The sequence below is a fragment of the Pelosinus baikalensis genome (genome assembly GCF_020819555.1).
GTDB lineage: Bacteria > Bacillota > Negativicutes > DSM-13327 > DSM-13327 > Pelosinus > Pelosinus baikalensis.
Genome location: NZ_JAJHJB010000028.1, coordinates 12,048 through 37,757 on the forward strand (window position 1 = coordinate 12,048; position 25,710 = coordinate 37,757).

24 protein-coding genes, 1 pseudogene and 1 riboswitch are annotated in these 25,710 nt (G+C 40.5%); of the genes and pseudogenes, 23 read left to right on the plus strand and 2 right to left on the minus strand.

Annotation, left to right across the window (positions count from 1 at the left end; genetic code table 11):
- Nucleotides 1-24: 24 nt before the first annotated feature.
- The 8 genes from LMF89_RS17410 (at nucleotide 25) to LMF89_RS17445 (ending at nucleotide 6,320) form a co-directional block, all read left to right on the plus strand.
- Nucleotides 25-1,293 (plus strand): sugar ABC transporter ATP-binding protein, encoded by a 1,269-nt coding sequence (locus LMF89_RS17410; protein ID WP_229536172.1) that lies wholly within the window; start codon nucleotides 25-27, stop codon nucleotides 1,291-1,293.
- Nucleotides 1,181-1,516, plus strand: a complete 336-nt coding sequence (locus LMF89_RS25890; protein ID WP_255711489.1) for an ATP-binding cassette domain-containing protein — start codon at nucleotides 1,181-1,183, stop codon at nucleotides 1,514-1,516. The genes LMF89_RS17410 and LMF89_RS25890 overlap by 113 nt, the downstream gene beginning before the upstream one ends.
- A gap of 32 nt (nucleotides 1,517-1,548) precedes the next feature.
- A complete protein-coding gene (locus LMF89_RS17420; RefSeq protein ID WP_229536174.1) occupies nucleotides 1,549-2,541 on the plus strand; it encodes an ABC transporter permease in 993 nt (330 codons plus the stop codon).
- The gene (locus tag LMF89_RS17425; RefSeq protein WP_229536175.1) at nucleotides 2,538-3,506 is read left to right on the plus strand and encodes an ABC transporter permease; all 969 of its coding nucleotides are present in this window, start codon (nucleotides 2,538-2,540) and stop codon (nucleotides 3,504-3,506) included. Before LMF89_RS17420 ends, LMF89_RS17425 begins: the two co-directional genes overlap by 4 nt.
- Nucleotides 3,507-3,641: 135 nt before the next feature.
- Nucleotides 3,642-4,667, plus strand: a complete 1,026-nt coding sequence (locus LMF89_RS17430) for an autoinducer 2 ABC transporter substrate-binding protein (protein WP_229536176.1) — start codon at nucleotides 3,642-3,644, stop codon at nucleotides 4,665-4,667.
- A gap of 15 nt (nucleotides 4,668-4,682) precedes the next feature.
- On the plus strand, nucleotides 4,683-4,997 hold the full coding sequence (gene rhaM / locus LMF89_RS17435) for an L-rhamnose mutarotase (RefSeq protein ID WP_229536177.1): 315 nt from the start codon (nucleotides 4,683-4,685) through the stop codon (nucleotides 4,995-4,997).
- Between the two features lie 186 nt (nucleotides 4,998-5,183).
- Nucleotides 5,184-5,633, plus strand: coding sequence for an Lrp/AsnC family transcriptional regulator (locus LMF89_RS26310; RefSeq protein WP_229536178.1), 450 nt, complete (start codon nucleotides 5,184-5,186; stop codon nucleotides 5,631-5,633).
- A gap of 60 nt (nucleotides 5,634-5,693) precedes the next feature.
- Nucleotides 5,694-6,320: a LysE family translocator gene (locus tag LMF89_RS17445; RefSeq protein ID WP_229536179.1), complete on the plus strand. Its 627-nt coding sequence runs from the start codon at nucleotides 5,694-5,696 to the stop codon at nucleotides 6,318-6,320.
- A 165-nt stretch (nucleotides 6,321-6,485) separates the two neighbouring features.
- Here LMF89_RS17445 and LMF89_RS17450 read toward each other — a convergent pair whose 3' ends face one another.
- Nucleotides 6,486-7,364, minus strand: coding sequence for a LysR family transcriptional regulator (locus LMF89_RS17450; protein WP_229536180.1), 879 nt, complete (start codon nucleotides 7,362-7,364; stop codon nucleotides 6,486-6,488).
- Between the two features lie 298 nt (nucleotides 7,365-7,662).
- Here LMF89_RS17450 and LMF89_RS17455 point away from each other — a divergent pair, with 298 nt between their 5' ends.
- The 11 genes and pseudogenes from LMF89_RS17455 to murI all read left to right on the plus strand — a co-directional run bounded on the left by LMF89_RS17455 (nucleotide 7,663) and on the right by murI (nucleotide 18,974).
- A complete protein-coding gene (locus LMF89_RS17455) occupies nucleotides 7,663-8,547 on the plus strand; it encodes a fumarylacetoacetate hydrolase family protein (protein WP_229536181.1) in 885 nt (294 codons plus the stop codon).
- A gap of 658 nt (nucleotides 8,548-9,205) precedes the next feature.
- On the plus strand, nucleotides 9,206-10,363 hold the full coding sequence (locus LMF89_RS17460; protein WP_229536182.1) for an ABC transporter substrate-binding protein: 1,158 nt from the start codon (nucleotides 9,206-9,208) through the stop codon (nucleotides 10,361-10,363).
- 36 nt (nucleotides 10,364-10,399) lie between these two features.
- Nucleotides 10,400-11,281, plus strand: a complete 882-nt coding sequence (locus tag LMF89_RS17465) for a branched-chain amino acid ABC transporter permease (RefSeq protein ID WP_229536183.1) — start codon at nucleotides 10,400-10,402, stop codon at nucleotides 11,279-11,281.
- A 2-nt stretch (nucleotides 11,282-11,283) separates the two neighbouring features.
- Nucleotides 11,284-11,997, plus strand: a complete 714-nt coding sequence (locus LMF89_RS17470) for a branched-chain amino acid ABC transporter permease (protein ID WP_229536184.1) — start codon at nucleotides 11,284-11,286, stop codon at nucleotides 11,995-11,997.
- Nucleotides 11,998-12,005: 8 nt separating this feature from the next.
- Nucleotides 12,006-12,263, plus strand: a complete 258-nt coding sequence (locus LMF89_RS17475) for a hypothetical protein (protein ID WP_229536185.1) — start codon at nucleotides 12,006-12,008, stop codon at nucleotides 12,261-12,263.
- Nucleotides 12,260-13,020 (plus strand): annotated as a pseudogene (locus tag LMF89_RS17480) (ABC transporter ATP-binding protein). The gene LMF89_RS17475 and the pseudogene LMF89_RS17480 overlap by 4 nt, the downstream one beginning before the upstream one ends.
- Before the next feature lies 1 nt (nucleotide 13,021).
- Complete coding sequence (locus LMF89_RS17485) at nucleotides 13,022-13,726, plus strand: ABC transporter ATP-binding protein (protein ID WP_229536186.1); 705 nt, start codon at nucleotides 13,022-13,024, stop codon at nucleotides 13,724-13,726.
- Between the two features lie 171 nt (nucleotides 13,727-13,897).
- Nucleotides 13,898-14,812 carry a branched-chain amino acid transaminase gene (locus tag LMF89_RS17490; protein WP_229536187.1) on the plus strand — a complete coding sequence of 305 codons (915 nt, stop codon included), beginning with the start codon at nucleotides 13,898-13,900 and terminating at the stop codon, nucleotides 14,810-14,812.
- 276 nt (nucleotides 14,813-15,088) lie between these two features.
- Nucleotides 15,089-15,171, plus strand: a riboswitch (cyclic di-GMP riboswitch).
- Nucleotides 15,172-15,316: 145 nt separating this feature from the next.
- Nucleotides 15,317-17,092 (plus strand): EAL domain-containing protein, encoded by a 1,776-nt coding sequence (locus LMF89_RS17495; RefSeq protein ID WP_229536188.1) that lies wholly within the window; start codon nucleotides 15,317-15,319, stop codon nucleotides 17,090-17,092.
- Between the two features lie 585 nt (nucleotides 17,093-17,677).
- Entirely contained in the window at nucleotides 17,678-18,019 is a 342-nt protein-coding gene (locus LMF89_RS17500) for a DUF3870 domain-containing protein (RefSeq protein ID WP_229536189.1), read from the plus strand.
- Between the two features lie 127 nt (nucleotides 18,020-18,146).
- Nucleotides 18,147-18,974, plus strand: a complete 828-nt coding sequence (gene murI, locus LMF89_RS17505) for a glutamate racemase (RefSeq protein ID WP_229536190.1) — start codon at nucleotides 18,147-18,149, stop codon at nucleotides 18,972-18,974.
- A 47-nt stretch (nucleotides 18,975-19,021) separates the two neighbouring features.
- Here murI and LMF89_RS17510 read toward each other — a convergent pair whose 3' ends face one another.
- Nucleotides 19,022-19,441, minus strand: coding sequence for a Fur family transcriptional regulator (locus LMF89_RS17510; protein ID WP_229536191.1), 420 nt, complete (start codon nucleotides 19,439-19,441; stop codon nucleotides 19,022-19,024).
- Between the two features lie 255 nt (nucleotides 19,442-19,696).
- Here LMF89_RS17510 and LMF89_RS17515 point away from each other — a divergent pair, with 255 nt between their 5' ends.
- The 4 genes from LMF89_RS17515 (at nucleotide 19,697) to LMF89_RS17530 (ending at nucleotide 25,693) form a co-directional block, all read left to right on the plus strand.
- The gene (locus LMF89_RS17515; RefSeq protein ID WP_229536192.1) at nucleotides 19,697-21,697 is read left to right on the plus strand and encodes a sigma-54-dependent Fis family transcriptional regulator; all 2,001 of its coding nucleotides are present in this window, start codon (nucleotides 19,697-19,699) and stop codon (nucleotides 21,695-21,697) included.
- 498 nt (nucleotides 21,698-22,195) lie between these two features.
- Nucleotides 22,196-23,161: a thiamine pyrophosphate-dependent dehydrogenase E1 component subunit alpha gene (locus tag LMF89_RS17520; protein ID WP_229536193.1), complete on the plus strand. Its 966-nt coding sequence runs from the start codon at nucleotides 22,196-22,198 to the stop codon at nucleotides 23,159-23,161.
- Between the two features lie 113 nt (nucleotides 23,162-23,274).
- Entirely contained in the window at nucleotides 23,275-24,243 is a 969-nt protein-coding gene (locus tag LMF89_RS17525) for an alpha-ketoacid dehydrogenase subunit beta (RefSeq protein ID WP_007931606.1), read from the plus strand.
- A gap of 226 nt (nucleotides 24,244-24,469) precedes the next feature.
- The gene (locus LMF89_RS17530; protein WP_229536194.1) at nucleotides 24,470-25,693 is read left to right on the plus strand and encodes a dihydrolipoamide acetyltransferase family protein; all 1,224 of its coding nucleotides are present in this window, start codon (nucleotides 24,470-24,472) and stop codon (nucleotides 25,691-25,693) included.
- Nucleotides 25,694-25,710 lie beyond the last annotated feature (17 nt).

Consider the following 25,710-nt stretch of genomic DNA (forward strand, 5'->3'; position numbering starts at 1 on the left):
CAATTGAGATTGGAGGAGAGCAGGTTGACCTCAGATTATATCGTTCAATTAAAGCATGTCAGCAAAACATTTGGCGGCATTAAGGCGTTAGATGATGTATCTTTAGATATTAAGCGTGGTGAAGTTCATGCGCTTGTAGGTGAGAATGGAGCGGGGAAATCCACCTTAATTAAGGTGCTGTCTGGTGTTCATTTTCCAGATGATGGTGCCGAGATCTATATTAATAATGAAAAAGTCATCATACGAAATCCGATGGATGCTATTCGCAAGGGAATTTCTGTTATTTATCAAGATATTAGTTTGTTTCCTAATTTAACGGTTGCCGAGAACATCTGCATTGGCAATGATGAAGTGTGGAAAAGAAAGCTAAATTGGTCTCAGATTCAGCAATTGGCTGAATCTGCCATTGCAAAAGTAGGGGCAGCGATTGATCCTTACATGATGCTAAAAGATTTGAATTTGGCTTCTCAGCAAATTGTTGCCATTGCCAGAGCGATTAGTTTCAACGCCAGCTTAATTATTATGGACGAACCTACATCCACCTTGTCATCAGGGGAAGTGGAGAATCTATATCAGATTATTGACAATTTGCGTAAGAACAACATTGCTGTCTTGTTTATCAGTCATAAATTTGACGAAATCTATCATGTTGCTACCCGGGTAACCATATTAAGAGATGGTAAATTTATTGCTGCTCATGATATACAGGATGTGGATCGCCCAGAATTAATACGGTTAATGGTTGGCAGGGATGTAGAATATATCTCCATGAATGCTGAAAAAATCTGGGATGAAGAAGTTTTAAAGGTGAATCATCTGAGTAAAAAAGGAAATTTTCGTGATATTTCCTTTACATTAAGGAAAGGTGAAATTATTGGGATCACAGGGCTGGTTGGTTCAGGACGCAGCGAATTGGCAAAGGCAATCTTTGGTCTCAATAAGCCGGATTCTGGTGAGATCATTTTGAATGGCAGCGCTGTTACCATTGCATCTTCCAATGACGCTGTCCAATACGGTATTGGCTATGTGCCGGAAAATAGACAACTGGAAGGACTCGTTGGTAAAAGCAGTGTCTGCCAGAACATCACGTTATCCATTTTAAACAGCCTTTGTAATTCCTATAAGTGTGTGGATGTAACAAAAGAGAGACAGCTTGCTCGGGAATATATTGAAAAACTAGATGTCAGGCCTAAAGACCTGGACAAATTGTGGGCAGTTAAGCGGCGGCAATCAGCAAAAAGTAGTTCTAGCAAAATGGCTGGTTACAAACCCCAAGATTTTAATTACGGATGAGCCCACAAGCGGTGTAGATATAGGGGCAAAAATTGAAATCCATAAAGTGCTGCGGCAATTAGCTAATAACGGCATCGGTGTAATCGTCATTTCCTCGGAGCTGCCTGAAATATTAGCAGTGAGTGATAAAATACTCATCATGCGACAAGGCAGTATCGTTAGCGTTATCGATAAAAATCTTGCAACCCAAGAAGCCATTTTAGCAAAAGCCTTGGGTGCATAAAGGGTAACCCTATGAGAAAAGGAGGATGCACGATGAATGATTTGTTTAAAAAACGTGAGTTTGTCATGTTTATGATGCTCATGGTTATCAGTTTATGTATATCACTTATAACCCCTACATTTCTGACTCCGTCGAATTTACTCAGTATCGTTATGAATAATATTATTTTAGCTATTATGGCTATGGGTATGACCTTAGTGATTGTTACGTCCGGTATTGACGTATCCGTTGGCTCTCAATTGGGCTTCGCAGCCATATTTGTTGGTTTGGTAGCCTTAATTCCTAGTTCTAATATCCTTACTGTTCTGGCTGTGGGAATTGTCAGTGGAATTGTATTAGGGCTTTTAAATGGTATATTGATTGCCGGTGCTGAGATACCTGCCATCGTCGTTACCTTAGGTACCATGAATATTTTCCGCGGAAGTTTGCTATTGTATACAAATGGAAAATGGGTTACTGCATTGCCTGCCTGGTACACAAGCCTGTATAACACTTCCGTAATGGGAATTCCCATTCCCATTATCATTTTGTTATTGGTGATTGGGGTAACCTATTTTATTGCGCAGCATACTCGCCTGGGGCGGAGTATCTATGCCTTAGGAGGCAATCCCGCCATCGCATCACGGGTGGGTATCAATACAGGAATGGTAACTATGTTTGTCTTTGCCAATATGGGTGCATTAACGGGAATTGCCAGCATCTTATATGGTGCTCAATTAGCAACCATTGATCCGAATGCAGGGACATCCTTTGAATTAATGGTTATTTCCGCTGTCGTTATCGGTGGTGCAAATGTTCTGGGCGGAAGCGGCAGTTTGCTGGGCAGCCTGATTGGTGTGCTGATTCTTGGTGTATTGCAGAACGGTATTATTTTGATGCGTATAGAGCCTTACTGGCAGAATGTAGTGGTTGGATTGATTTTAATTACGGCTGTAACTCTAGATGTTGTGAATAACCGTAAAAAAGAAGAGCGCAAAAAAGTAATCTATGTCGCCGAAGAAGTAAAGGCAGGTGGTAGCATATGATTGGGATAAAGCGGTCTCACGAATTGATTCTGCTGCTGTTTTTCATCGGTTTGATTATCATTATGAGCTTATTATCACCTTCATTTTTAACAATTGACAATCTTTTATCTGTTACCCAGCAAATGTCAGAATTTGGGATTTTAGCATTGGGCGTCACGGTTATTATTATTACTTCTGGTATTGACCTTTCTGTCGGGTCCATTGCTGGTTTGACTACCATTGTGATTGCCATGAGTTATGGCTGGTCTGGCAGCCTTGTTGCAGCGATTCTGCTAGGAATCTTGGCAGGAGCATTATGCGGCGCATTTAATGGGGTATTGATCGCGAAAATTGGCGTACCGCCGATTCTGGTAACCTTGGGAACAATGACATTCTTCAATGGTATCGCATTGGTGCTAAGTAAAGGGAACGCGATTTCTGACTTGCCTGAGGAATTTTATTTTGTAGGCCAGGGTTACTTGTTTGGCAATGTACCAGTGCAAACCGTAATCTTTCTGGTGCTGGCAATCTTGACCTCTCTTTTATTATCCAAGACACCTTGGGGGAGAAGAGTATATGCAGTAGGCAATAATTCCGTTGCTGCTGTATTTTCTGGGGTGCAAGTTGATAAAGTACTACTGTATGTATATATTTTTGCAGGTATCATGGCGGCTATTTCTGGTTGGATTATCTCCTCCCGGGTTTCTACTGCCAGAGCAGATCTGGGGGCCGTATATGTAATGCAAAGTATTGCAGCTACAGTCCTAGGAGGAACTAATATTGCTGGGGGTTCCGGTACAATTTTTGGCACGGTAATTGGTGTCAGTGTCTTTGCAGTGTTGGCCAATGGATTAAATCTGATTGGGGTAAGTCCTTTTGCCCAAAACTTATTGATGGGTTTGGCTTTGATTGTGGTGCTGCTCATTAACAACATGTCGATTATCAAAAGGAAAATTGCCATTTTTATAAAATTGAATTTCAACTAATGCTGGTCGTGGAAGTACCCGGTTTAACAGCAAGGCTCATAGGTGTACACCAAAACGAAAGGAGGAATTGTAGGTAGAGCCTGATTCGGAACCAGTATCGGGTACTTCAAAAATATAATAATGAGGTGACTTGGAATGAAAGCTAAAAAGACAGTTACAATGTTATTGGTTTTTATGTTTATTGCATTGCTGTCGACGGGATGCGGTAGCAGCAGCAGTAATGCTCCAAAAGCAGATAGCGGAGTGAAAACGGGCAAGAAAGTAGTCGCAATGGTTCCTAAAGTAATTGGCAGTCCTTATTTTGATACTTGTGCAGAAGGTGCTAAGAAGGTAGCAGCTGAATTTGGTTTTGAATTTCTCTATACAGGCCCAACTTCTGCAGATGCTGCACAACAGGTAAATATCATTCAAGACTTAATTAACAAAAAAGTTGATGTCTTGATCGTTGCTGCGAACGATGCCCAATCCGTTGCTCCAGCTCTTAAGAAAGCAAAGGCAGCCGGAATTAAAGTAATGACCTATGATGCTGACTCTACACCTGACGCTCGTGATTTATTTATTAATCAAACGACTCCTGAAATACTTGGTCGTCACATTATGGACAATGTAGCTAAAGAAATCGGCGGCAGTGGTGAATATGCGATCTTAACTGCATCCTTAACTGCCTCGAATCAAAATGTCTGGATTAAGTGGATGAAAGAGCAGCAAGCTGCTAAATATCCTAATATTACTCTTGTAACCATTGCACCAAGTGAAGAAGATCAGCAAAAGGCATTTGCACAAACGCAGAATTTAGTGAAGGCTTACCCTAATTTAAAGGGAATTGCTGCCTTATCTACCGTTGCTGAACCCGGTGCTGCACAGGCGATTGAACAATTAAACGTAATTGGAAAAATCAAGCTGGTTGGTTTGGCTACACCAAATGGAATGAGACAATATCTAAAGAGCGGCGCAGCCCAAAGTGCCACTTTATGGGACGTTGGTAAACTTGGTTATTTGAGTATGTATATGGCCAAGCAGCTTCTTGACGGGAAAACTCCCACTGATGGCATGGAGGTCCCTACTGTAGGTAAAGTTGCTTATAAAGCCGATAATAAAGAAATTATTATGGGAGAGCCTTTAGATTTTACTAAGGAGAATGTAGATACTTTTAATTTCTAAAAGGATGGGATATAGATGATTCGTAAAGCATGCCTTATGAAGGTGTTTGCCAATTGTCACGCAGAGTATAAAAGAAGGCATGATGAAATATGGCCGGAAATGGTGCAGATGCTTAAAGAACATGGTGCACATCATTATTCTATCCATCTTGATCCTACCAGCAATACCCTGTTTGCCTATTTGGAGATTGAAGATGAAGAAAGATGGAATAAAAGTGCCCAGACCCAGATCTGTCAAAAATGGTGGGACTATATGAAAGATGTGATGGAGACCAATCCGGATAATTCTCCAATCGTCGTGAACTTACAAGAGGTATTTTATCAAGAATAACCTGCAAAAAGGAGCAATTCTGATGGCAAATCTTTGAGACAGTGAATTAAGGTGAAACGAGCTGTGTAGGATTATCTACGTAGCTCGTTTTTGTTTGTTTAAATTTAGATAAATATCCAAAAAATATTGTATTTGTTATGAATATTAACTATAATTACTATAAAAGATACTAAACGGAGGTATAATGTGATTGATTCAATTGATTCGAAAGTATTAAAGCAGCTGATGGAAAAAGCCCGCACCACTTGGGCGGAATTGGGAGCTCTCTTAGGTTTATCAGCGCCAGCGGCAGCTGAGCGCGTACATAAGTTAGAGGAGCGTGGTATTATCAAAGGATATTATGCGCTAATAGACCCTGAAGCAGTTGGCTATGGCTTAGCTGCGTATATTGCTATCTATCTTGACGAGCCTGTACATCGAAAAGGATTTCTGGAATTTGTGCAAGATACGAAGGAAATACAAGAATGTCACCATATTGCTGGAGACGAGGATTATGTGTTGAAAGTACGGTGTAAAGGGACACGCGATTTAGAACGGATAGTGAGTGAAAATATCAAATCCATTCCAGGTGTTGCTAAAACACGTACTACGGTCATTTTATCTACAGTGAAAGAAAATCCTATATTGCCTATATAGAGAAGACTGGAGTTAGGCAAAAGTTCACTCCAATAAAATCAGAGAGGAAGTCGTTTGTAGATGCTGGATTCGATGTGGCTGATCAAGGGCCTATTACTGGGATTTTCTATCGCCGCTCCGGTGGGGCCTATTGGAATTTTGTGTATTCGTCGAACATTAACCCAAGGGATGCGTAATGGGTTGGCTGCAGGTTTAGGAGCGGCAACTGCAGATGCTTTTTATGGAAGTATAGCAGCCTTTGGACTTACCATAATTACGAATTTATTTGTAGATAATAGCCTATATTTTCGTATTGTAGGCAGTGGTTTTTTGTTTTATCTTGGGTATAGTACTTTTATTGCCAAACCTGCTCCAATAAAGGAGGAAGTTTATCAAGACGGATGGATAAGAGCCTATCTTACCACGTTTTTCCTGACCATTACGAATCCGATGACCATATTGTCTTTTAGTGCTGTTTTTGCAGGTTTTGGGATTGTTGATGCAAAAGACGATTTCTTTTCCTCTTGTTTATTGGTAGCAGGAGTATTCTTAGGATCTTGCTTATGGTGGTTTATGTTAAGTGGAACGGTTCAGTTGCTGCGACATACATTCAATTACCAGAGATTGATATGGGTTAATCGCATATCAGGCATTCTTATCGTTGGATTTGCGATTATTTCATTTTTAAGCTGTATAAGTTTTATGTAAAAAAATTGAACCACAAAGGCGCAATGCCGCTGATGCGGCACACAAAGGAGTACACAAAATAAGTTATAAATAGAACCCTTTGTGTCCTTTGCGTCTTTGTGGTTAATTCGTTATTCCTTCTCTGTGTTCTCTGCGCCTCTGCGGTTAAAAAAAGGATGCGTCAACTTATTTCACATATTCGAATTCATTTACAAAATCGATAAAGGCTTTGCAAGCCAGAGGTAAAATTTTATTTGGTTTCCAAATAAGACCCATTTCGAGGAACAGGTGGGGATGAAGAGGGATTTTTGTGACATGGTTTACGACTTTTATTGAATTTTTCGGTAAAAAGGAGATTCCCACTCCTTTTGCCACTAATGCTTTTATGGTCTGAAACTGGTTTGTTGAGAGTGCGACCCTAGGAACTAAACCGTATTTTGCATATTCATCCAAAATGATTCTTCGCAGTACAAAACCTTCATTGTAGAGTATAATGGGTTCATCTTTTAGTTGCTCAAAGGTCAAAAAGGGGTGGCGGCTTAAGGGATGATCAGTAGGAAGGCAAACTACGATTTCTTGTGAAGTAATTAAGTGGGAATGTAGATCGGTTAATGTGGGCGGTAAGATGACAAGACCTACATGTACGTCTTCTTGTCGTACTAAATCAACAGCTGTTGAAGATCCGTCTTCGATAACAGACATCTCAAGAGAGGGATAGTTTTTCTTAAAATCTGCAAATAACTGAGGAAACACATACGCTCCTAATAATGGTGGTACTGCAATCCGGAAGGTACCTCTCGTCAAATTCTTATATTCAATCATGGTGTTCTGGGCAGCAGCCATTCTTGCCAAAATATCTTCTGCCAAGCCAAGAAATACGACTCCTTCTTCTGTTAGGAGTACTTTTTTCTGGGTTCGGTCTAACAGCTGGAATCCCAGTTCTTCCTCTAACTTATGAATGGCTTTAGAAATAGCAGGCTGAGATATGTGCAATTTATGAGCAGCAGCTGTGAAATTCTTTAGTTCAGAAACAGTAACAAAATATTCTAATTCTCTTATATCCATTTTTTATTCCACCCCGTCAATAACTTATAGTTATCATACCATGATTAATTGATATTTTCATTATATTTAGGATCGTACTATACTAAAAGTGCAGAAACTAGTACCTTGTCAGCTTTAAAACGGTAGGATAATGGCGAGGCTATTTTTCTCAGCACAAGGCGGAGGAGGGAAGCATACCGGGAGTATGCCGACCGACGACAACGAAGGGGTGCGGAAAATAGACCGTCAGTATTCACTGATTTAGGGCTGATAAGGTACTATATAAAGTGTTCTTGCACAGAATGAGGAGAGATTTATAATGGAAAAAGAATATCACGAGGGAATTTTAGCAGGAGAGCATTTAGCTGCTTCTTGCGTTGGCACAGCAGAAGGAACGATTGCTGAAGAGAATACAGCAACAGAGTCAAAGAGAATTGTTCGCTATCAAGATAGCGATGGAAACATACATTATGGCGTTATTGAGGGAGAAACTATCTTTCAATTAGCCAATGAATTTGCAGAAATCGCTGCTGGTACATGTTCCTATGAGGGGACGGAAGTCGCACTTGGAGATGTAAAAATTCTAATTCCTGTAGAGCCATCAAAGGTAGTCAATTTTGGCTGGACATTTGCCGGACATGCTAAAGAAACGGGTGGTACTGCGAATTTAAAAGAACCTTTTCTTTTCTTAAAACCGCAATCTGCGCTAATTGCAGACAAAGAAACCATATGCTTGCCGCCAATTGATTTAACGAACAAGGTTGAGCTTGAAGGCGAAGTTGCCTTAGTAATTGGTAAGAGCGGTAGAAACATTCCGGAAGAAGAGGCGTTAAGCTACGTTTTTGGTTATACCGTGTTTAATGATGTAACGGCAAGAGATTTGACTAAAACAGACCCGCAGTTTACACGGGGAAAAGGTTTTGATACTTTTGGACCTATTGGTCCATGGGTGGTAACTGGCATTGATCCGACCCATTTGAGAATTGTTACAACCTTAAATGGAAAAGTGGTACAGGACGGAAACACAAGTGAAATGTCCTTGAGTATTCCATTTTTGATCAGCTGGGTTTCAAAGATCATGACCCTAGAACCTGGCGATGTTTTGGCATTGGGATCTCCTTCTGGCACTTGTCCGATGAAATCCGGTGACGTGGTAACGGTAGAAGTGGAAAACATTGGTAAACTAACGAATTATGTGAAATAATTCGTTCGTAACTTAAGAAAATATAATGTTATAAAAAAAGCGATGAACCACAAAGATCGCGAAAGAAATGCGAAGAACACGAAGGATATTATGGCTATTTCATATCCTTCGTGTTCTTTATAATCTTCGCGTCTTTGCGGTTCAAAATGTTTTATTATTAAATACCGTCTATATTTTATATCATAAAAGTCCTTGACAAAAGATCAATGTCCTGTGATAATGAATACACTATTACAAAAAAGAATTATGGTGTGCGTTTTGAAATATGGAATGCTACTTTGAAAAGGTAGCATAGGATGTGCATCATTGATCTTTTTATAGGAAAACTTTATAACAAAAAGTAATGACTAGGAGCGACACAGCGGAGAAAACGCTACAGAGAACTGGCGGGTGGTGTGAGCCAGAGCGAAATTGTGAGTGTCATCTCGCCTAGGAACTCTTTTGCCGAAATAAATACTGTTGCAGTTGCTTCCGTATTGTTAAGCAAAAGCGCCGCCGAGCGTTAATCGGAAGTCTGATTATAATCAGATGCAATGAGTCCAATGTAGGGTGGTACCGCGTATCGTCGCCCCTATCAACGCTAATAAAAGCGCTGATAGGGGCTTTTTGTTTTTTGCAAAAAGATTACAAAAAAGAAATAAAAAAGGTGGAGAGTCGTATGGTAACAAAGAGTATAAAAAAGAAGGGTATAGTAAGTCTTTTTCTAATGGTTTTAGCGGTTATGGTCCTAGGGTGCGGCAGTGAAAAGTCTGGGAATAAAGGGGCAGCCTCAGATGGCAGTACGGCTAAAATTGGAGTGGTTTCCTATCTGACTGGGGCTGGTGCGGCTTACGGCGAGTCAATCCGTCAAGGATTAGAACTGGCTAGAGATGAGGTCAATGCCCAGGGAAAAGTAAAGCTTGAACTTATTTTTGAAGATTCTAAAGGTGAGAAAAATGAAGCGATTAATGCTGTTAACAAACTGATTCACAAAGATAATGTATTGTCACTCATTGGCCCCACATTAAGTGGTGAAATGTTTGCTGTTGGACCAATCGTCAATCAAGAAGGAGTACCCATTATGGGAACATCATTGACAGTAGAAGGAATTACTGAGATCGGCGATTATGTCTTCCGCAATTCTTTGCCTGATTCGGCTGCTATACCACAGTCTGTAAAAAAGGCTAAAGAAAAATTCAATTTGAAAAAAGTAGCGATTATGTATTCGGATAACAATGATTTGGCGGTATCAGGGTTTAAAATATTTGAAAAGACCTTAAAGGAAATTGGCGTAGAAGTAATTGCAGTGGAAACTTTCGCTGATAAAAATACTGATTTTTCCGCTCAGTTGACCAAGATTGCCACACTGAATCCCGATGCCATTATGGTTGCTGGATTGTATCAGGAGGCTGCGTTGATTCTTAAAAAAGCACGGGAAATTGGACTCACTGTTCCCGTTGTTGGTAATAACGGCTTTAACTCGCCGCAGTTGATTAAATCAGCTGGTAATGCAGCCGATGGAGCCATTGTAGCTAGTCCCTGGTTTCCGGGAAAAGATGATGCTAAGGTTAAAAGCTTCATAGCTGCTTACAAGGCAAAATACAGTAAAGAACCTGACCAATTCGCAGCTCAGGCTTATGATGCACTGCAAATTATGGCAATTGCAATCGAAAAAACAGGTTCAGTTACAGATCGACAGAAACTTCGTGATGCATTGGCTACGGTCAAGGATTATTCGGGTGTAACTGGTAAGTTTGCCTTTGATGAGAAACGCAATCCGGCGATGGATGTTACGGTTCTCGTTGTAAAAGACGGTCAGTTCACAGAACTAAAATAAGGATGTCGAGTAAGGTTAAGACTGGGGGAATTAAACTTGTTTTTACAGCAGATGATTAACGGCATCACCTTAGGCAGTACCTATGCATTGATTGCGTTAGGCTACACCCTGATTTTTGGTGTATTAAATATTGTTAATATGGCCCATGGTGAAATATTCATGTTTGGTGCCTTCATTGGTTTGATTTTGGCTACTAAATTCAATATGAGTATCTTTAGTGCCTTGTTAGGGGCTATGGTAGCAGGAGCAGTGCTCGGGTATCTTATGGAGCGTCTGGCACTGAGGCCGCTGCGCCGTCGTAAGGTTTCTGAATTAGCACCTTTGATTAGTACGATTGGGGTATCCATTTTTCTAGAGAGTTTGGCACTTCGACTGTTTGGACCACAAGCGCAATCCTTTCCATCCATTTATGCTACACAACTATTTGAGGTGGGCGGACTTAAAATTTCAGCGGTGCAGATTATTATCTTGGCCATTTCATTTGGGTTAATGGTTGCGCTGCGTTTCTGGTTGGCGAAAACACGCTTGGGCAAATCCATTCGTGCTACAGCTGAAAATATTGAAACGGCTAATCTGTTAGGTGTGGATACACAAAAAGTAATCGTGCTAACGGTTATGCTGGCATCGGCCCTGGGAGGGGGAGCTGGGGTACTTGTTGGACTGGCCTTTAATGCAATCGAACCAACCATGGGAATTACTATGGGATTCAAAGGGTTAGCAGTACTTATTTTGGGTGGCTTAGGCAATATTACCGGAGCAATGCTTGGCGGATTGCTCTTAGGCATCGCTGAAATATTCAGTGTAGCTTATGGGGTGTCATCGTATCGTGATGCTGTAGCTTTTGGTTTCATTATTTTACTGTTATTTTTGCGTCCTCAGGGGATTTTTGGCAGCAAAGAGCAGCAAGGAGGACGGTAGGCATGGAATTTTTATTAAATCCGTATTACATGCAACTCATAACCTTTATCATCATAAATGCCATTTTAGGCATTAGTATTTATCTAACGTTGTCTACAGGACAATTATCCTTGGGCAATGCCGGCTTTATGAGCGTAGGAGCTTATACCTCGGCTCTTCTTACTTTAAAAGCTGGAGTTCCTTTATATGCTGCGGTTCCTTTAGGCGGCGCCGCGGCTTGTCTATTGGCAGCGATCATCGGTATTCCCACCACTCGATTGCGAGGCATCTATCTGGCAATCGCGACTCTCGGGTTTGGCGAAGTAGTTAGGGTGATTATTCTCAATCTTAAGATTACCAATGGTGCTTTAGGGCTTTCGTCAATTCCTTCTATGGGTGTAATGCTCAGTAAAGGGATTGCTGCTTTTGGGTTAGCAGGTGGTATTGGCGGAATTAGTGTACGGCAATTAGGCAGTATCGCTGTGATTCTTATTTTGGCTCTGATTTTAGGGTTCTTGATCTTTTTTGCCTTGCGTCTTAGTACTTCCCGGTTAGGCAGAGCATTTGCTGCAATTAAAGCGGATGAACATGCCGCAGAAGTTTCTGGTATTGATACCCGCTACTATAAATTATTAGCCTTTTTTATGGGGGCTTTTGTAGCTGGTATTGCTGGTGGTCTGGCAGCCCATATCACTTTTTATATTGGACCGAAAGACTTTGCTATCATCGGGCAGTAGAAATATTATTGTTTGCTGTTCTCGGCGGCAGTGATGTGGTATGGGGACCGATTTTAGGAGCAGTACTTCTGACAGTATTGCCAGAAGTACTGCGGTTTGCCACCGAATATCGGGAAATGATCTATGGGGCAATACTAGTCCTGATGATGGCTTTTCGCCCGCAGGGACTCATTAGTGAAAGTACTCTTGCATTATGGCGGGCAAAGCTGACTGGTCAGCCTAAGATCGCGGGCCAAGATGGGGTAACAAGGAGGACGAGGCCATGACCTTACTACTTGAGCAAGTCACGAAACAATTCGGTGGTTTGGCGGCTCTGACGGATGTGGCTTTACGGTTAATCCAGGAGAAATAGTAGGAATCATCGGACCGAATGGAGCTGGTAAAACCACACTGTTTAATCTTATTACCGGTGTGCTGGCACCTAGCTCTGGCAGGATTATTTATCAAAAACAATCATTAGTCGATTTTAAACCACATAAGATTACAGAACTGGGGATTGCCAGAACCTTTCAAAATATTCGTCTGTTCGAGCATCTTACAGCCTTAGAGAATGTAGTGGTTGGCGCACATTGCCGTATGAAGGCCGGATTGTGGCAGGGAATATGGCGTACAGCGGCTCAGCGGCAAGAAGAAAAAAATATCCGTGAAAAAGCAAGAGAATTATTGAATTTAGTAGGAATTGGTGAAGATGAATTGTCTTTGGCAGGGGCTTTGCCTTATGGCAAGCAGCGGCGTTTGGAGATTGCCAGGGCGTTAGCGTCACAGCCGGATTTACTGTTACTTGATGAGCCAGCTGCTGGAATGAATGAGAGTGAGACCGATGATCTTCAGATATTGATAAAAAAAATTCAAGAATTAGGTAAAGCCGTTATTTTGATTGAGCATGATATGGGATTGGTAATGAACATTTGTGACAGGCTGGTGGTATTAAATTTTGGCAAAAAAATTGCCGAGGGTATTCCGAAGATCATTCAGGATCATCCAGCAGTAATTGAGGCCTATCTTGGCAAGGAGGAAGACTAATATGCTACAGTTGCAACAGCTTGCCGCAGGATATGGCAATATTAAGGCATTAAAAAATATTGACCTTACTGTCCCTGCAGGGTCGATTGTTTCTTTAATTGGCGCGAATGGCGCCGGCAAGACGACGGTTATGAAGGTTATTATGGGATTGATTAAACCAGAGTCCGGTCAGATTTTCTTCAAAGGTCAAAATATTAGTGGAATAGCAACCCATAAAATCGTGAGTTTAGGACTTTCTCTAGTACCGGAAGGACGCAGCATACTGTCGCGAATGACGGTATTGGAAAATTTGGAGATGGGAGCTTGCCAGCGCAAAGATAATGAAGTGCAGGCAGACTTGCACCGGATCTTTCAACGATTTCCCATACTGGAAGAGCGAAAAGCCCAATTAGGAGGAACTCTTTCGGGTGGTCAGCAACAAATGCTGGCTATTGGCAGAGCATTGATGTCGAGACCCGAATTATTGCTTCTTGATGAACCTTCAATGGGGTTAGCACCGCTGGTAGTGGCGGATATTTTTAAGGTCATTCAGGAAATTAACCAAGAAGGAACTACGGTATTGCTTGTGGAACATGTAAGGCAGGCATTAAAGATTGCTAAGTACGCCTATGTATTAGAAACGGGACGCATTAGTCTCCACGGCCAGGCTGTGGATATTGCTAAAGATCTACGGGTTATGGAAGCCTATCTAGGCGGCAAAAAATAAATGATTAGCAGTCTCTAGGGAAATCTCATTTAGGACGGCAAAGGATGAGCATAGCTAACGCTTCGCCGTTGTACTTAACCTACGCTTATAGTTATGCTCAGTCCTTTGCCTGTTTTTGGCTATAGATGGTTTTCGAAAGAGATTGCATTAGAATGGGGAGGAACTGTAGGAATGGAAAATATGTATGTTTTTTATGAGGGAAAGATTGTTTTGGAGAGCGAAGTACATATCAGTGTACGCTGTAAAGGATTTAACTATGGGCTCGGTTGTTTTGAAGGAATACGGGCTTATTGGGATGAGGCTGAAAAACAGCTGTATGTATTTCGCCTAAGAGAACATTATGAACGTCTTCTGCAATCCTGCAAAGTGTTGTATATTAATATTCCTTATACTGTAGATGAGTTATGTCAAGCTACGATTGAATTGCTTAAGAAAAATAATCTTCAGACGACAACCTATATCAGGCCAGTTGCATTTAAGGGCTCCAATCATGTTGCTCCTACCTTATTAGATGATGATAATCGAATTGTAATCTATTGTCAGCCTATGGGTAACTTTACTGGCAAAGATGAACTGCGGGCTGCATTTACTTCTTGGGAACGCTTAGGGGATAACATGCTGCCACCTCGCACTAAGCCTACAGCTGCTTATCTTAATTCGGCTCTGGCTTCTTTAGAAGTAGTGAGCAAAGGGTATGATGAGGCTTTGTTTCTAACACGCAATGGTCATGTTTGTGAAGGACCGGGGGAAAATGTATTTATGGTTCGCAATGGGAAAATAATTACTCCACCTCCATCTGACAATATTCTTGAAGGTATTACCAGAGATACAGTGATGCGTTTGGCACGCCAAGAGCTTGGCATTGAAGTGATTGAGCGCAGTATTACCAGAACGGAATTATATGCAGCGGATGAAGTTTTCTTCAGCGGTACAGCGATGGAAGTGGTGGCTGTTGTTGAAGTGGATGACCGAAAAATTGGCAATGGTCATCAAGGCCCTGTGTGCCGTAAACTCAAAGAATTATTCTTTCAGGTTGCTACGTCCAAAATAAAGACATATTCGGATTTTTGCACACCTGTATATTAAAAGTTTTGTAGATTTTATGAATCACAAAGGTACAATGCCGCTGATGCGACATTGTACCTTTGTGATTTGATTCGTTTAATGTATAGAGTTATGTAAGAAGGCAATGAACCGTGAGGTTGCGCGTCTTCGCGGTTCAATTTTTTTGTTTTTTAAGGATGCATAGAGGTTTTCTAAAAAAAAGATCCTTGCTTGGAGGACTTTAGTCCTTAAGTTTTACTTGACTTAATAATAATAAGGCAATACAATTATATGTATAATTTGACAAAAATTTCAAAAGTTAATATTGGGCAAACTTACTGAAAGGTAAGGACGCAAAGCCGTGGGTCTAAGGAATTGTCTATGACTGCCAGGTTGCGAATATAATTACATTGTAATTATTAAATTGGCACCCGCTTTCTATAGCTGGTGCTTTATTTCATATTCTTTATTCTCTGTGTCCTTTTTGGCTCTTATATCGTAGAGCCATAAGAATTATTAATTACCGGGAAATAGGAGATGATATAGTTGACCCTGCGATCCAAAATAACAATGCTAGTGATAGTAACCTTTGGTCTATTTATTTTTTGTGTATATGCTTCTTTACATTATTCATTGGATCAGCAATTTGAGGAAAAACAAATTTCTATTGAAAATTCAGCTACTGGTAGGTATGAGAATCTCGCTCTTACGATGCCTTTCTTAGAAGAGCAGCATTTACATCTAGTAGGTCGAAAAAGTATTTACTATGGAGCTATTTTGATATTGTGTAGTGGTTTGATTTTTAGTTTTCTTTTACCAATGATATTAGAAAAAATCTTATTTCGTCGTTTGTATTCATTAATTAGGAGTATCGTTTACATAACCAAGACCCAGGACCTGTCATCAACCCTATGCGTATCAGGAACTGATGAAATTGCTATTTTGGCAGGAGAAATGAATGAGATGCTACTCGCTCTGTCCAATGAAAAAATGCTGAGGCAGCAAGCCTTGCACGAAGTGCAAAAGCTTAATAAAAATTTGGAAGAGCGGGTACAAGAAAAGGCAATACAGCTGCAAAAACAGATGTATACTGATCAACTTACGACAACTCCCAATCGTCTGCAGCTGAATGAAGATATGAAAGATGCGGAGAAACCTCATTTAGCAATTATTAATGTAGAGCAATTTCGCACGATCAATGAGTTTTACGGCTATCAGGCAGGAGATGATTTATTGCTGGAACTGGCAGAACGTCTGATAAAGCTGATAGAACCATATCACTATAAATTATACCGTTTAGCAGGTGATGAATATGCCATTCTAGCTAATGAGGGGAATGAGAAGAACTTTAGTGATTGGATGCTGAATATTCATAATGTAATTGAAAAAGTGCCTTTTAAAATTCATGGTCATAGTTCTTATCTTTTTGTTACTATCGGTATTGCAATTACGAAGGATAAGCCTTTAGAAAAAGCACAAATGGCTTTGGAATACGCCAGGCAATACTGTTTGCCGCTAAAAGTGTATCATGATGACTTGCCTATGAAGGAGACTCATCGCAATAATCTTCATTGGATACATGAAGTACAAGATGCAATACAGGAAGATCGGGTTATGGTATATTATCAGCCGATCATGAATACTCTTACTTTTGAAATTAGTAAATACGAAGTATTGGTTCGTCTGCTTGGCCGAGATGGGCAGGTGATTTCACCTGGAACATTCTTGCCTATTATTAAGAAAACTAAGCTGTATCCTCGTTTGACAGAAGTTGTTTTAGAAAAATCTTTTACTCACTTCGCAGACAAAGATGTTGATTTTTCCATCAATCTAAGTGCCGCGGATATTTTAGACCATGGAGTACAAGAATTAATTGGAGAATTATTGGAAGACTCTTGCATCGCGAAAAGAGTCACTTTTGAATTTGTTGAATCAGAAGAATTTAAGAACCCAGACGATCTAACTTTCTTTATCAAAAAAATAAAAGCTTCTGGTGCCAAAATAGCAATTGATGATTTTGGCAGCGGTTACTCAAACTTTGCCTATATTCTAAATATGGGAGCTCATTATATTAAAATTGATGGCTCATTAATTAGTGAAATTGGAACAAATCCTGCAATGGTCGCCATTGTTGAAAGCATAGTGTATTTTGCCAAGCAGCTTGGTATTCGAACCATCGCTGAATACGTTAGTTCAGAGTCTATTTTCCTGGAAGCCAAAAGAATTGGTTTGGATTATGTACAAGGATACTATATAGGAAAACCAAGCCCTATTTTAGTAGAGGAAAACAAGTTCTGCTGCGTTCGTTTAGGAGTTAGTTAAGTAATTTGCTAAAAATGATAAAGGATAATGGATTTCTCATATAATCACGTTCTCTAATCAGCAGAGGTGATTATATAAGAAATCCATTTTTGTTTTTTTATAGCCTGTAAGCCAGTACCTTATCAGCCCTAAATCAGTGAATACTGACAGTCTATTCTCCGCACCCCTTCGTTGTCGTCGGTCGGCATACTCCCGGTATGCTTCCCTCCTCCGCCTTGTGTTGCGAAAAATAGCCTCGCCATTATCCTACCGTTTTAAAGCTGACAAGGTACTAGTTATTTTTATTGAATTGTAATATTTATCCTATATGGCGGCAATAATAAAGACAGAACGCTAAGGATAAGCAAGGATGTGATGATAACAATGAATGAGACAGAGGAAAGTTGGAAGGAAAGTCCAATCGTGATTTTTGCAGGTGTGTTAGTAGTATATACAGTTAGCCACTCCATCATGGCATTATTTAGTTAATAAGGGAATTTGATATGGATTTTGTTTTTGGTATCTTTGCTACACGATTTGTAATGGTATTGACAATTTATTATCTGCGATGTTATCCTTAAAGCATAAGAATTGTAGGTGAATTCTATGTTTGGACCTAACACTATTTGCATTGTGGGTGATGCCAAGTCACCGCAGAATGACGCAGTAACTCATCAGTATGGACGCTTTTCCATTTGTTTCGTAGTAGATAAAGACTCTGGAAACATTATTACGTGCAGCAGTACATTTGCAATCAGTCTAACGAATGATTTTATAACTACCATTTTTAGTAATAAGAGTTTAACTACGGATAGTGAGATCATTCGCGTAGAAGTGGAAAATCGCTATTTTGGCGCTTCTCAGAAAGCGATTATTGTAGCATTTAAAGAAGCACAAAAGAAATATAACAGTATAAAAAAAGGCATTCATGTACAAGTGACAGAGTAGTGCCACTCTTAGGCAAAAAGCATATGTGGCTGCTTCATTTATTACTAACGTAAATGAAATCCAGCAAAGCAATCCTTTTATCAGGATTGCTTTGCTGGATTTTTTTATTTAATAAGGAGGAGATATCATGAAAGGTGGTTTGCCAATTGGAATATTTGATTCAGGTATTGGCGGTCTTAGTGTTTACAGTCAAATAAAAAAGGTATTGCCACAAGAGGATCTCATCTACTTTGGCGATACGGCACGTGCTCCTTACGGCACTCGAAATCCATGGCAAATACGAGAATTTGTGAATCAAATGTTGTCTTTTTTTGATCGTTGTAATTTAAAAATAGCTGTAAGTGCCTGTAATACCATTACTGTACTGGGATTGGACGAGTTTCAGAAGAATCATGACTTTAAAATAGTAGGAATGAGCACAGGGGCACAGCAAGCGATAGCTGCCAGTACCAATAAACGTATCGGTGTTATTGGAACAGAGGTGACGATTCATAGTGGGATGCACCACAAAACTTTATTAGCATTAAAACCGGAGAGTAAAGTGTACGCTCAGACTTGCCCTAAATTTGCGCCTCTCATTGAACAAGGAAAGTTGACTGGTATAGAAATAGAAGATGCAATTACTGAATACCTAACCCCCTTAAAAAAAGAGAAAATAGATACGTTATTATTAGCTTGCACTCATTATCCGTATATAAGTGGATTAATAAAAGAATTCATGGGAGATCAAGTGAAGGTGATTGATCCAGCAGAAGAAACGGCTAATCAAATTAGGAATGTGCTTAGCAATGCTGGGATTTTAAATGAAAATGGCAATGCAGGAGTAGGGAGGTTATATTTTTCAGGGCAGGCGCAGCAGGTACGCAGGATTGCCGAGAACATTATGGACACTTCAAGATGCTTGTTTTTAGAAAGAAATCTAGAAGGAGTAGTTCCATATAAAAAAGATATTTGATATAAAAGATAAGAACCCGTGTAATTTTCGCGGGTTCTTATCTTTTATTATTGAGTATGACAACTTGCACAATAACCATAGAATTCAAGAGAATGGGAAATTATTTTAAAATGCTTTTTATCAATTAAATCAAAACTCTCTTTATTGATAGGGCAGAAGTCTAAACATTCTGTCTTACCGCATTCCAGGCAGACTAAATGATGATGATGCTCTGTAGTAATAAGCTCATATATATTACTATCCTTACCGGGGGTATGAATTTCACAGATGATTCCAAGGTTCACTAACAATGTTAAATTGCGATATACCGTATCTAAGCTGACATCAGGATATAACTGCTTTACATGGTCTAGTATTTGCTGTGCAGTGGCAAATCTGTCGCAGCCCATAAATGCAGTGATTACAGCTCGTTGCTGCGGTGTTATTTTATATCCCTTCTCGCGCAGGAGCGTAATAAACTTTTCCATTTATAGATCTCTCCTCAATAATAATGTTACTGTATTCTACAGTATTGATGGATAAATTGCAATTCATAGAAGAATTTTAAAAAATTGCAGGAATATAGGTGAGAAGTAATGAAGTAATGCAGTATTTCATAGAATTTTTAATAAGGGTGCTGTTTAGTCATTTCATCACTTTAGGATATTGAGATTTCTTAAGACTGAAAATTCGAAACAAAGGATTAGTAAGAAGCTTTGCGTACTGATTGGAGGGAAGAGTTCATGGATATGAATGTTCTCGGTGAGCCCGTTGGTCATAATATGGGGATAGCTTGGAATCAATTTATTCGTTCAGGAAAAATCGCAGCAGGAATTGTTTCGCCTTTGGTTGCTAAGTCATGGGAAAAATGTGCCAATCGAAACATGAACCCTACAGAAGGTCGAGGGCAAATTGAATTAGGGCGTAATGAGCTTAAAGAGCTGCTAGATAAGAACGAAAGGACGATTCGTATTGCCAATCCTTTTATGAAAAATCTTTATAAAACGTTTTCCAATACGGGATTCATTATCGTATTGGCGGATATTAAAGGATATATATTAGAATCTTTTGGTGATAAGGAACGTTTAAAGAATGCACAATATCTTAACTTTGTTCTTGGAGCTAATTGGTCAGAGGCAAGCGTGGGGACAAATGCAATTGGACTTGCGTTAGCTACGGGAAAGCCGGCTCAAGTCTCAGGCTGGGAGCATTTTTCACAACCGCATCACTGCTGGACTTGTTCGGCAGCCCCCATTTTTAATAGACAAGGAGAAATGGTTGCCGTACTAGATATTTCCGGGCCTGTACATGAGAAAAATTCTCATACTCTGGGCATGGTGGCCGCGGCTTCAGAGGCAATTTCCATGCAGCTAAAAATGCAGCAGAAACAAAATGAAATGATTTTAGTGAATAAACATCTGGAAAGTATTTTTAATGCTATGTCAGACGGTGTGATCCTCATTGATAAATGTGGCATTATTAAAGACGTAAATACTATTACGAAACAAATGCTCAATCGCAATGACCAAAACATGATCGGCTGCTCGATTGATACTATTTTTAAAGAAATATCACCTGTCACGAAAGAGATGCTGCACCATAAGAAATCGTATTCTGGTATTAAGCTATCAGTGCCTGGCTCTAATGGAACAAATCATTGTTTGGCTTCAGGTGAAATTGTTGCTGATGATCAGGGAGGCGTGAGCGGTGGTGTAGTGATCTTGCGTCCGATTCAACAAGGCAAGAGTTCTGCAAATTGCTATAGTGCCCATAATGCGGATTTCACATTTAATGATATTATTGGTACTAGTTCTTCTATGCGTGAAGTGATGGGAGTGGCAGTATTAGCGGCTGAAAGTAGTTCAAACATACTTTTGCAAGGGGAAAGCGGGACTGGAAAGGAATTATTTGCTCAGGCGATTCATAACCAAAGTGCTAGACGTAAGGGGCCATTTATTGCTGTGAATTGTGGTGCAATACCCCGAGAATTGATTGGCAGTGAACTTTTTGGCTATGAAGAAGGGGCTTTTACAGGAGCCAAGCGAGGGGGGCGTCCAGGAAAGTTTGAGTTGGCGGCAGGTGGAACGCTATTCTTGGATGAAATTGGTGACATGCCTTTAGAACAGCAAGTATCCTTACTGCGGGTACTGCAAGAAAAAAAGATAAATCGCATTGGCAGTGATAAAATAATTGCTACAGATGTACGAATTATTTGTGCTACGAATAAAAATCTGCTGAAAGAAGTGAGAATGGGGAGCTTTAGGCAAGATCTTTATTATCGTCTCAATGTAATCTCTGTTACCATACCTCCTTTGCGTGAACGGGGGGAAGATATCATCTTACTGCTTACTTCCTTTTTGCAAAATTTGAGCAAAGGCAGAAAATGCGAATTTGACCTAGAGCCGGAAGTACTGCATTGCTTAAAAAAATATAGCTGGCCGGGGAATGTGCGCGAACTTCATAATGTAGCAGAACGAATCATCCATCTGGTTAAGGGAAAGACAGTATCGTTAGTACATTTGCCTGCCGATGTATATCATTGCTGCGAGGAGTTGACAGAGCTGCCAATCCAAAGAAGTTCTTTTAAGGAACAGCGCAGGCGGGAGAATGAAAAAACAGAACGAGAAGAAATCATTACACTGCTTCATGAGTGCAAAGGAAATATTAGTCATATTGCCAAACGAATGGGCGTAGCTCGTACCACGGTTTATCGAAAGATGCAATTGTATGCAATACAATATTAAAAGAAATAAGTGTAGCGAGGTGTAGCACTGCGATACACCGTTACGACATTCACGCTACAGTTCATATAGCAAAAACCCACCTAAACCAGGTGGGTTTTTTCTATATGTCTTAGGGGCGTCAGCATCTTTTGCTAAGTGTATAAAAGATAAGTTCATAGGTGATAAAACGAGGTTTATGAACCACAAAGGCGCAATGCCGCTGACGCGGCACACAAAGGGGGGCACCAAAATATAAGAAAACCCTTTGTGTCCTTTGCGTCTTTGTGGTTCAATCAATTTTATATGTTTTAAAAGATGTACATCATGTTATTAGTTGTAAAGAGTTGGTATGAAAATTGCAACATAATAGTACGTGAAGAATTAAAAGCAACTTACGAGCGAATTACTTACAAGGAAGGAGAGGATTGATCTATATTTCTTTATCCGTTATACAGTAGAGCATTCATAAAAAATATCTGAGTAATAAGAAAAGTCAAAATAGTTTAGGAGGGTTATGATATGGGCGATGTTACGAAAGAACAATTATTGGATTTTTATAAAACAATGCTGACAATCCGTAAATTTGAAGATAAGGCAGCCGAATTATTTGCAGCAGGCAGGCTTCCTGGCTTTGTTCATCTGTATAGCGGGGAAGAGGCTGTGGCTACAGGCGTATGTGCCAGCCTGACAAATAAAGATTATATCACCAGTACTCATCGAGGTCATGGTCATTTAATTGCCAAAGGCGGGCAAGTGGATAAGATGATGGCAGAACTATTTGCCAAAGTGACAGGCTATTGTAAAGGCAGAGGCGGATCCATGCATATTGCGGATGTGGATCTGGGTATTTTGGGGGCCAATGGTATTGTTGGCGCAGGACAGCCCATTGCTGTTGGTGCGGCATTTGCGAATCAATATCTAAAGAATGATGCAGTTTCCGTATGTTTTTTTGGTGATGCTGCTTCCAATCGAGGTACCTTTCATGAAGCATTAAATCTGGCATCGGTTTGGAAGTTGCCAGTGATTTTTGTCTGTGAAAATAATCGTTTTGGTATTTCTATGAATCAGAAAGATCATATGAATATTGTGGATGTTTCTCAGCGGGCCATATCTTATGGTATTCCGGGAGTCACAATAGATGGTAATGATGTTGCTGCCGTTTATGAAACGGCAAAGGCTGCAATCAGTCGTGCAAGAAAGGGTGAGGGCCCAAGCTTGATTGAATGCAAAACATGGAGACATTATGGACATTTCCAAGGAGATGCCGGCTTATATAAAGATGCTCAAGAACAAGAAGAGTGGCTGAAAAAAGACCCCATACTAAAATTAGAAGAAAAATTAAAGGCCCTGAAATTTGCCAAGGATACGGAACTTAAGGAAATACAACAACAGGTACAAGGGCAAATTGATACGGCGGTTGAATTTGCCGAAAATAGTCCCGAGCCAAGTCCAGAAGATGTTCTGGCCGATGTGTATGCTCCCTGATTGCCGCTATATTGTTGGTCTGCCAGGAAAGGGATATAGGGTATGACTTTCCTAAGGATTGCTATTTAGAATCGGTAGTTTGATTGATACAGAACAAAGAAAGGATGAAGAAAATGAAAAAAATGACATATGCCGAAGCCATTCGAGATGGTATGAGAGTAGAAATGCAAAGGGACGCCAACGTATATATTGCCGGTGAAGATGTAGGGAAATTTGGGGGCTGCTTTGGAGTTACGGCAGGATTATTTGATGAATTTCCTGGTCGGGTACTTGATACGCCGATTAGCGAAACAGCGATTGTCGGTCATGCTGTTGGTGCGGCGGCAGCTGGACTACGTCCAGTCGTTGAAATTATGTTCATTGACTTTATGGGTGTATGCATGGATGAATTGTTCAATCAGGCTGCAAAGATGCGATATATGTTTGGCGGTAAAGCAAAAGTTCCTATGGTGGTACGGACTCCTTGCGGCGGCGGTATGACGGCATCGGCTCAGCATTCCCAATGTATAGAAGCATGGTTCACTCATATACCAGGGATAAAAACAATTATGCCTTCAACTCCAGCCGATGCAAAAGGCCTAATGGCGGCAGCCATTCGCGATGATAATCCCGTCATGTATATTGAGCATAAGCAGCTGCTAGCCATGAGCGGTGAGGTGCCGGAAGGTGAATATGTCATTCCTCTGGGCAAAGCAGATATAAAAAGAGCAGGGTCGGATGTAACCATCGTTGCTTGGTCATGGATGGTTCACAAGGCATTAGCAGCTGCTGAACAATTAGCAAAAGAAGGAATTAGTGCAGAAGTCGTTGATTTGCGTACGCTGGTTCCTTTAGATAAAGAATGTATTTTGCAGTCTGTTGCGAAGACAAACAGACTCGTGGTGGTAAACGAAGCGGTTCGTACCAGCGGCTTTGCTGGCGAGATAGCAGCCATTGTTGTGGAAGAAGGTTTTGATTTGCTCGATGCTCCCATCGTGCGGGTCACTGCTCTTGACATCCCCGTTCCTTTTAATGCGAAACTAGAAGCCGTTTACTTACCCAACGAAACAAAAATCATAGCAGCAGTAAAAAGCTTATTTTAAAAATAGAAAAAGGTATATATTTTAGTGAAAGAACGCGAGGGGAAAAACATTTAACCGCAAAGGCACAATGCCGCTGCTGCGGCACACAAAGGAGAACAAAAAAAATAAGTTATAAATAAAATACTTTGTGTCCTTTGCGTCTTTGTGGTTCAATTCGTTTAATTCTGTTTTAAAAGGACATGTAGCGTTTTTTATGAAACTTCAAATGATAAAGGAGTGCGAACATATGGCAGTAGAAATTACTATGCCGAAAATGGGTCTGTCTATGGTAACAGGGACCATTGTAAAATGGCTAAAGAATGAAGGGGATGCAGTCAGTAAGGGCGATATTATTCTGGAGGTAATGACTGATAAACTGACCAATACCATTGATGCTCCAGCAGATGGCGTGCTGCTCAGGATCGTCGCCCAAGAGGAAGAAGAACTTCCCATTGGTGCTTTACTGGGTGTGATTGGTATGGAAGGTGAAGCAGTTCAAGGTGCAAAAGCTGCCAGCAAAGCAGCACCTGCTGCACAGCCAGTGATTTCCGAAACGAAGCAGGCAGATAGTGGCAGCCAGGAAGCTACGGGAAATAGAGTGAAGGCTTCTCCTTTAGCCCGCAAGTTAGCCAAGGAAAACAATGTGGATTTTACGCAGATTACTGGTACGGGTCCATCGGGACGCATTGTCCGAGATGATGTTCTTGCATTTATTGCCCAAGGTGGCAGTTCCCAGCAGGCAAGCACACCAAAGAGCATTGGCAGCCCTGCTCCCATCGAAGAGCAAGAGAACTTTACTCTGACCCCTTATGCCGGCATGCGAAAAGCCGTCGGTGATAATATGTCCCTTAGCTGGTCCGTTGCACCAAAAGTCAATTACCATGTCAGCACGGATCTTTCTGCGTTGCTAGCCTTACGAAAAACCATTAATGAAGAAGCACAAGTTAAGATCACCATTACAGATATGCTGGTGAAAATTGTTGCTGTGGCACTTAGAATGTCGCCACATATTAATATCGCATTGGTTGACAAAAATATTAGAAATTATAAAGAAGTTCATGTAGGGGTGGCTGTTGCCATTAGTCAAGGGTTAGTTGTACCCGTTGTGAAAAATGCAGATATCAAAACCATTTCTCAAATTAGCCGGGAAATTAAAGACTTATCCTTGCGGGCAAGAGACAATCAGTTAGGTATGCAGGAAATGCGGGGAGGAACCTTTACAGTTACGAATATCGGCGCTTATCAATCCGTTGATTGGTTTACCCCTATCATCAATCAGCCGGAAGCAGCTATTTTAGGAGTAGGCAGAACGGTAGACACACCTGTAGTAGAAAATGGAGAAATTGTAATTAAACCAATGATCGGACTTTCTCTATCCTTTGATCATCGCGTCATTGATGGGGCGCCTGCCGCTGAATTTTTAGGATTACTCTTAAAACTGATTAAAAAACCATATCAAGCTTTGATTTAGCCATGGATCTAGAATAG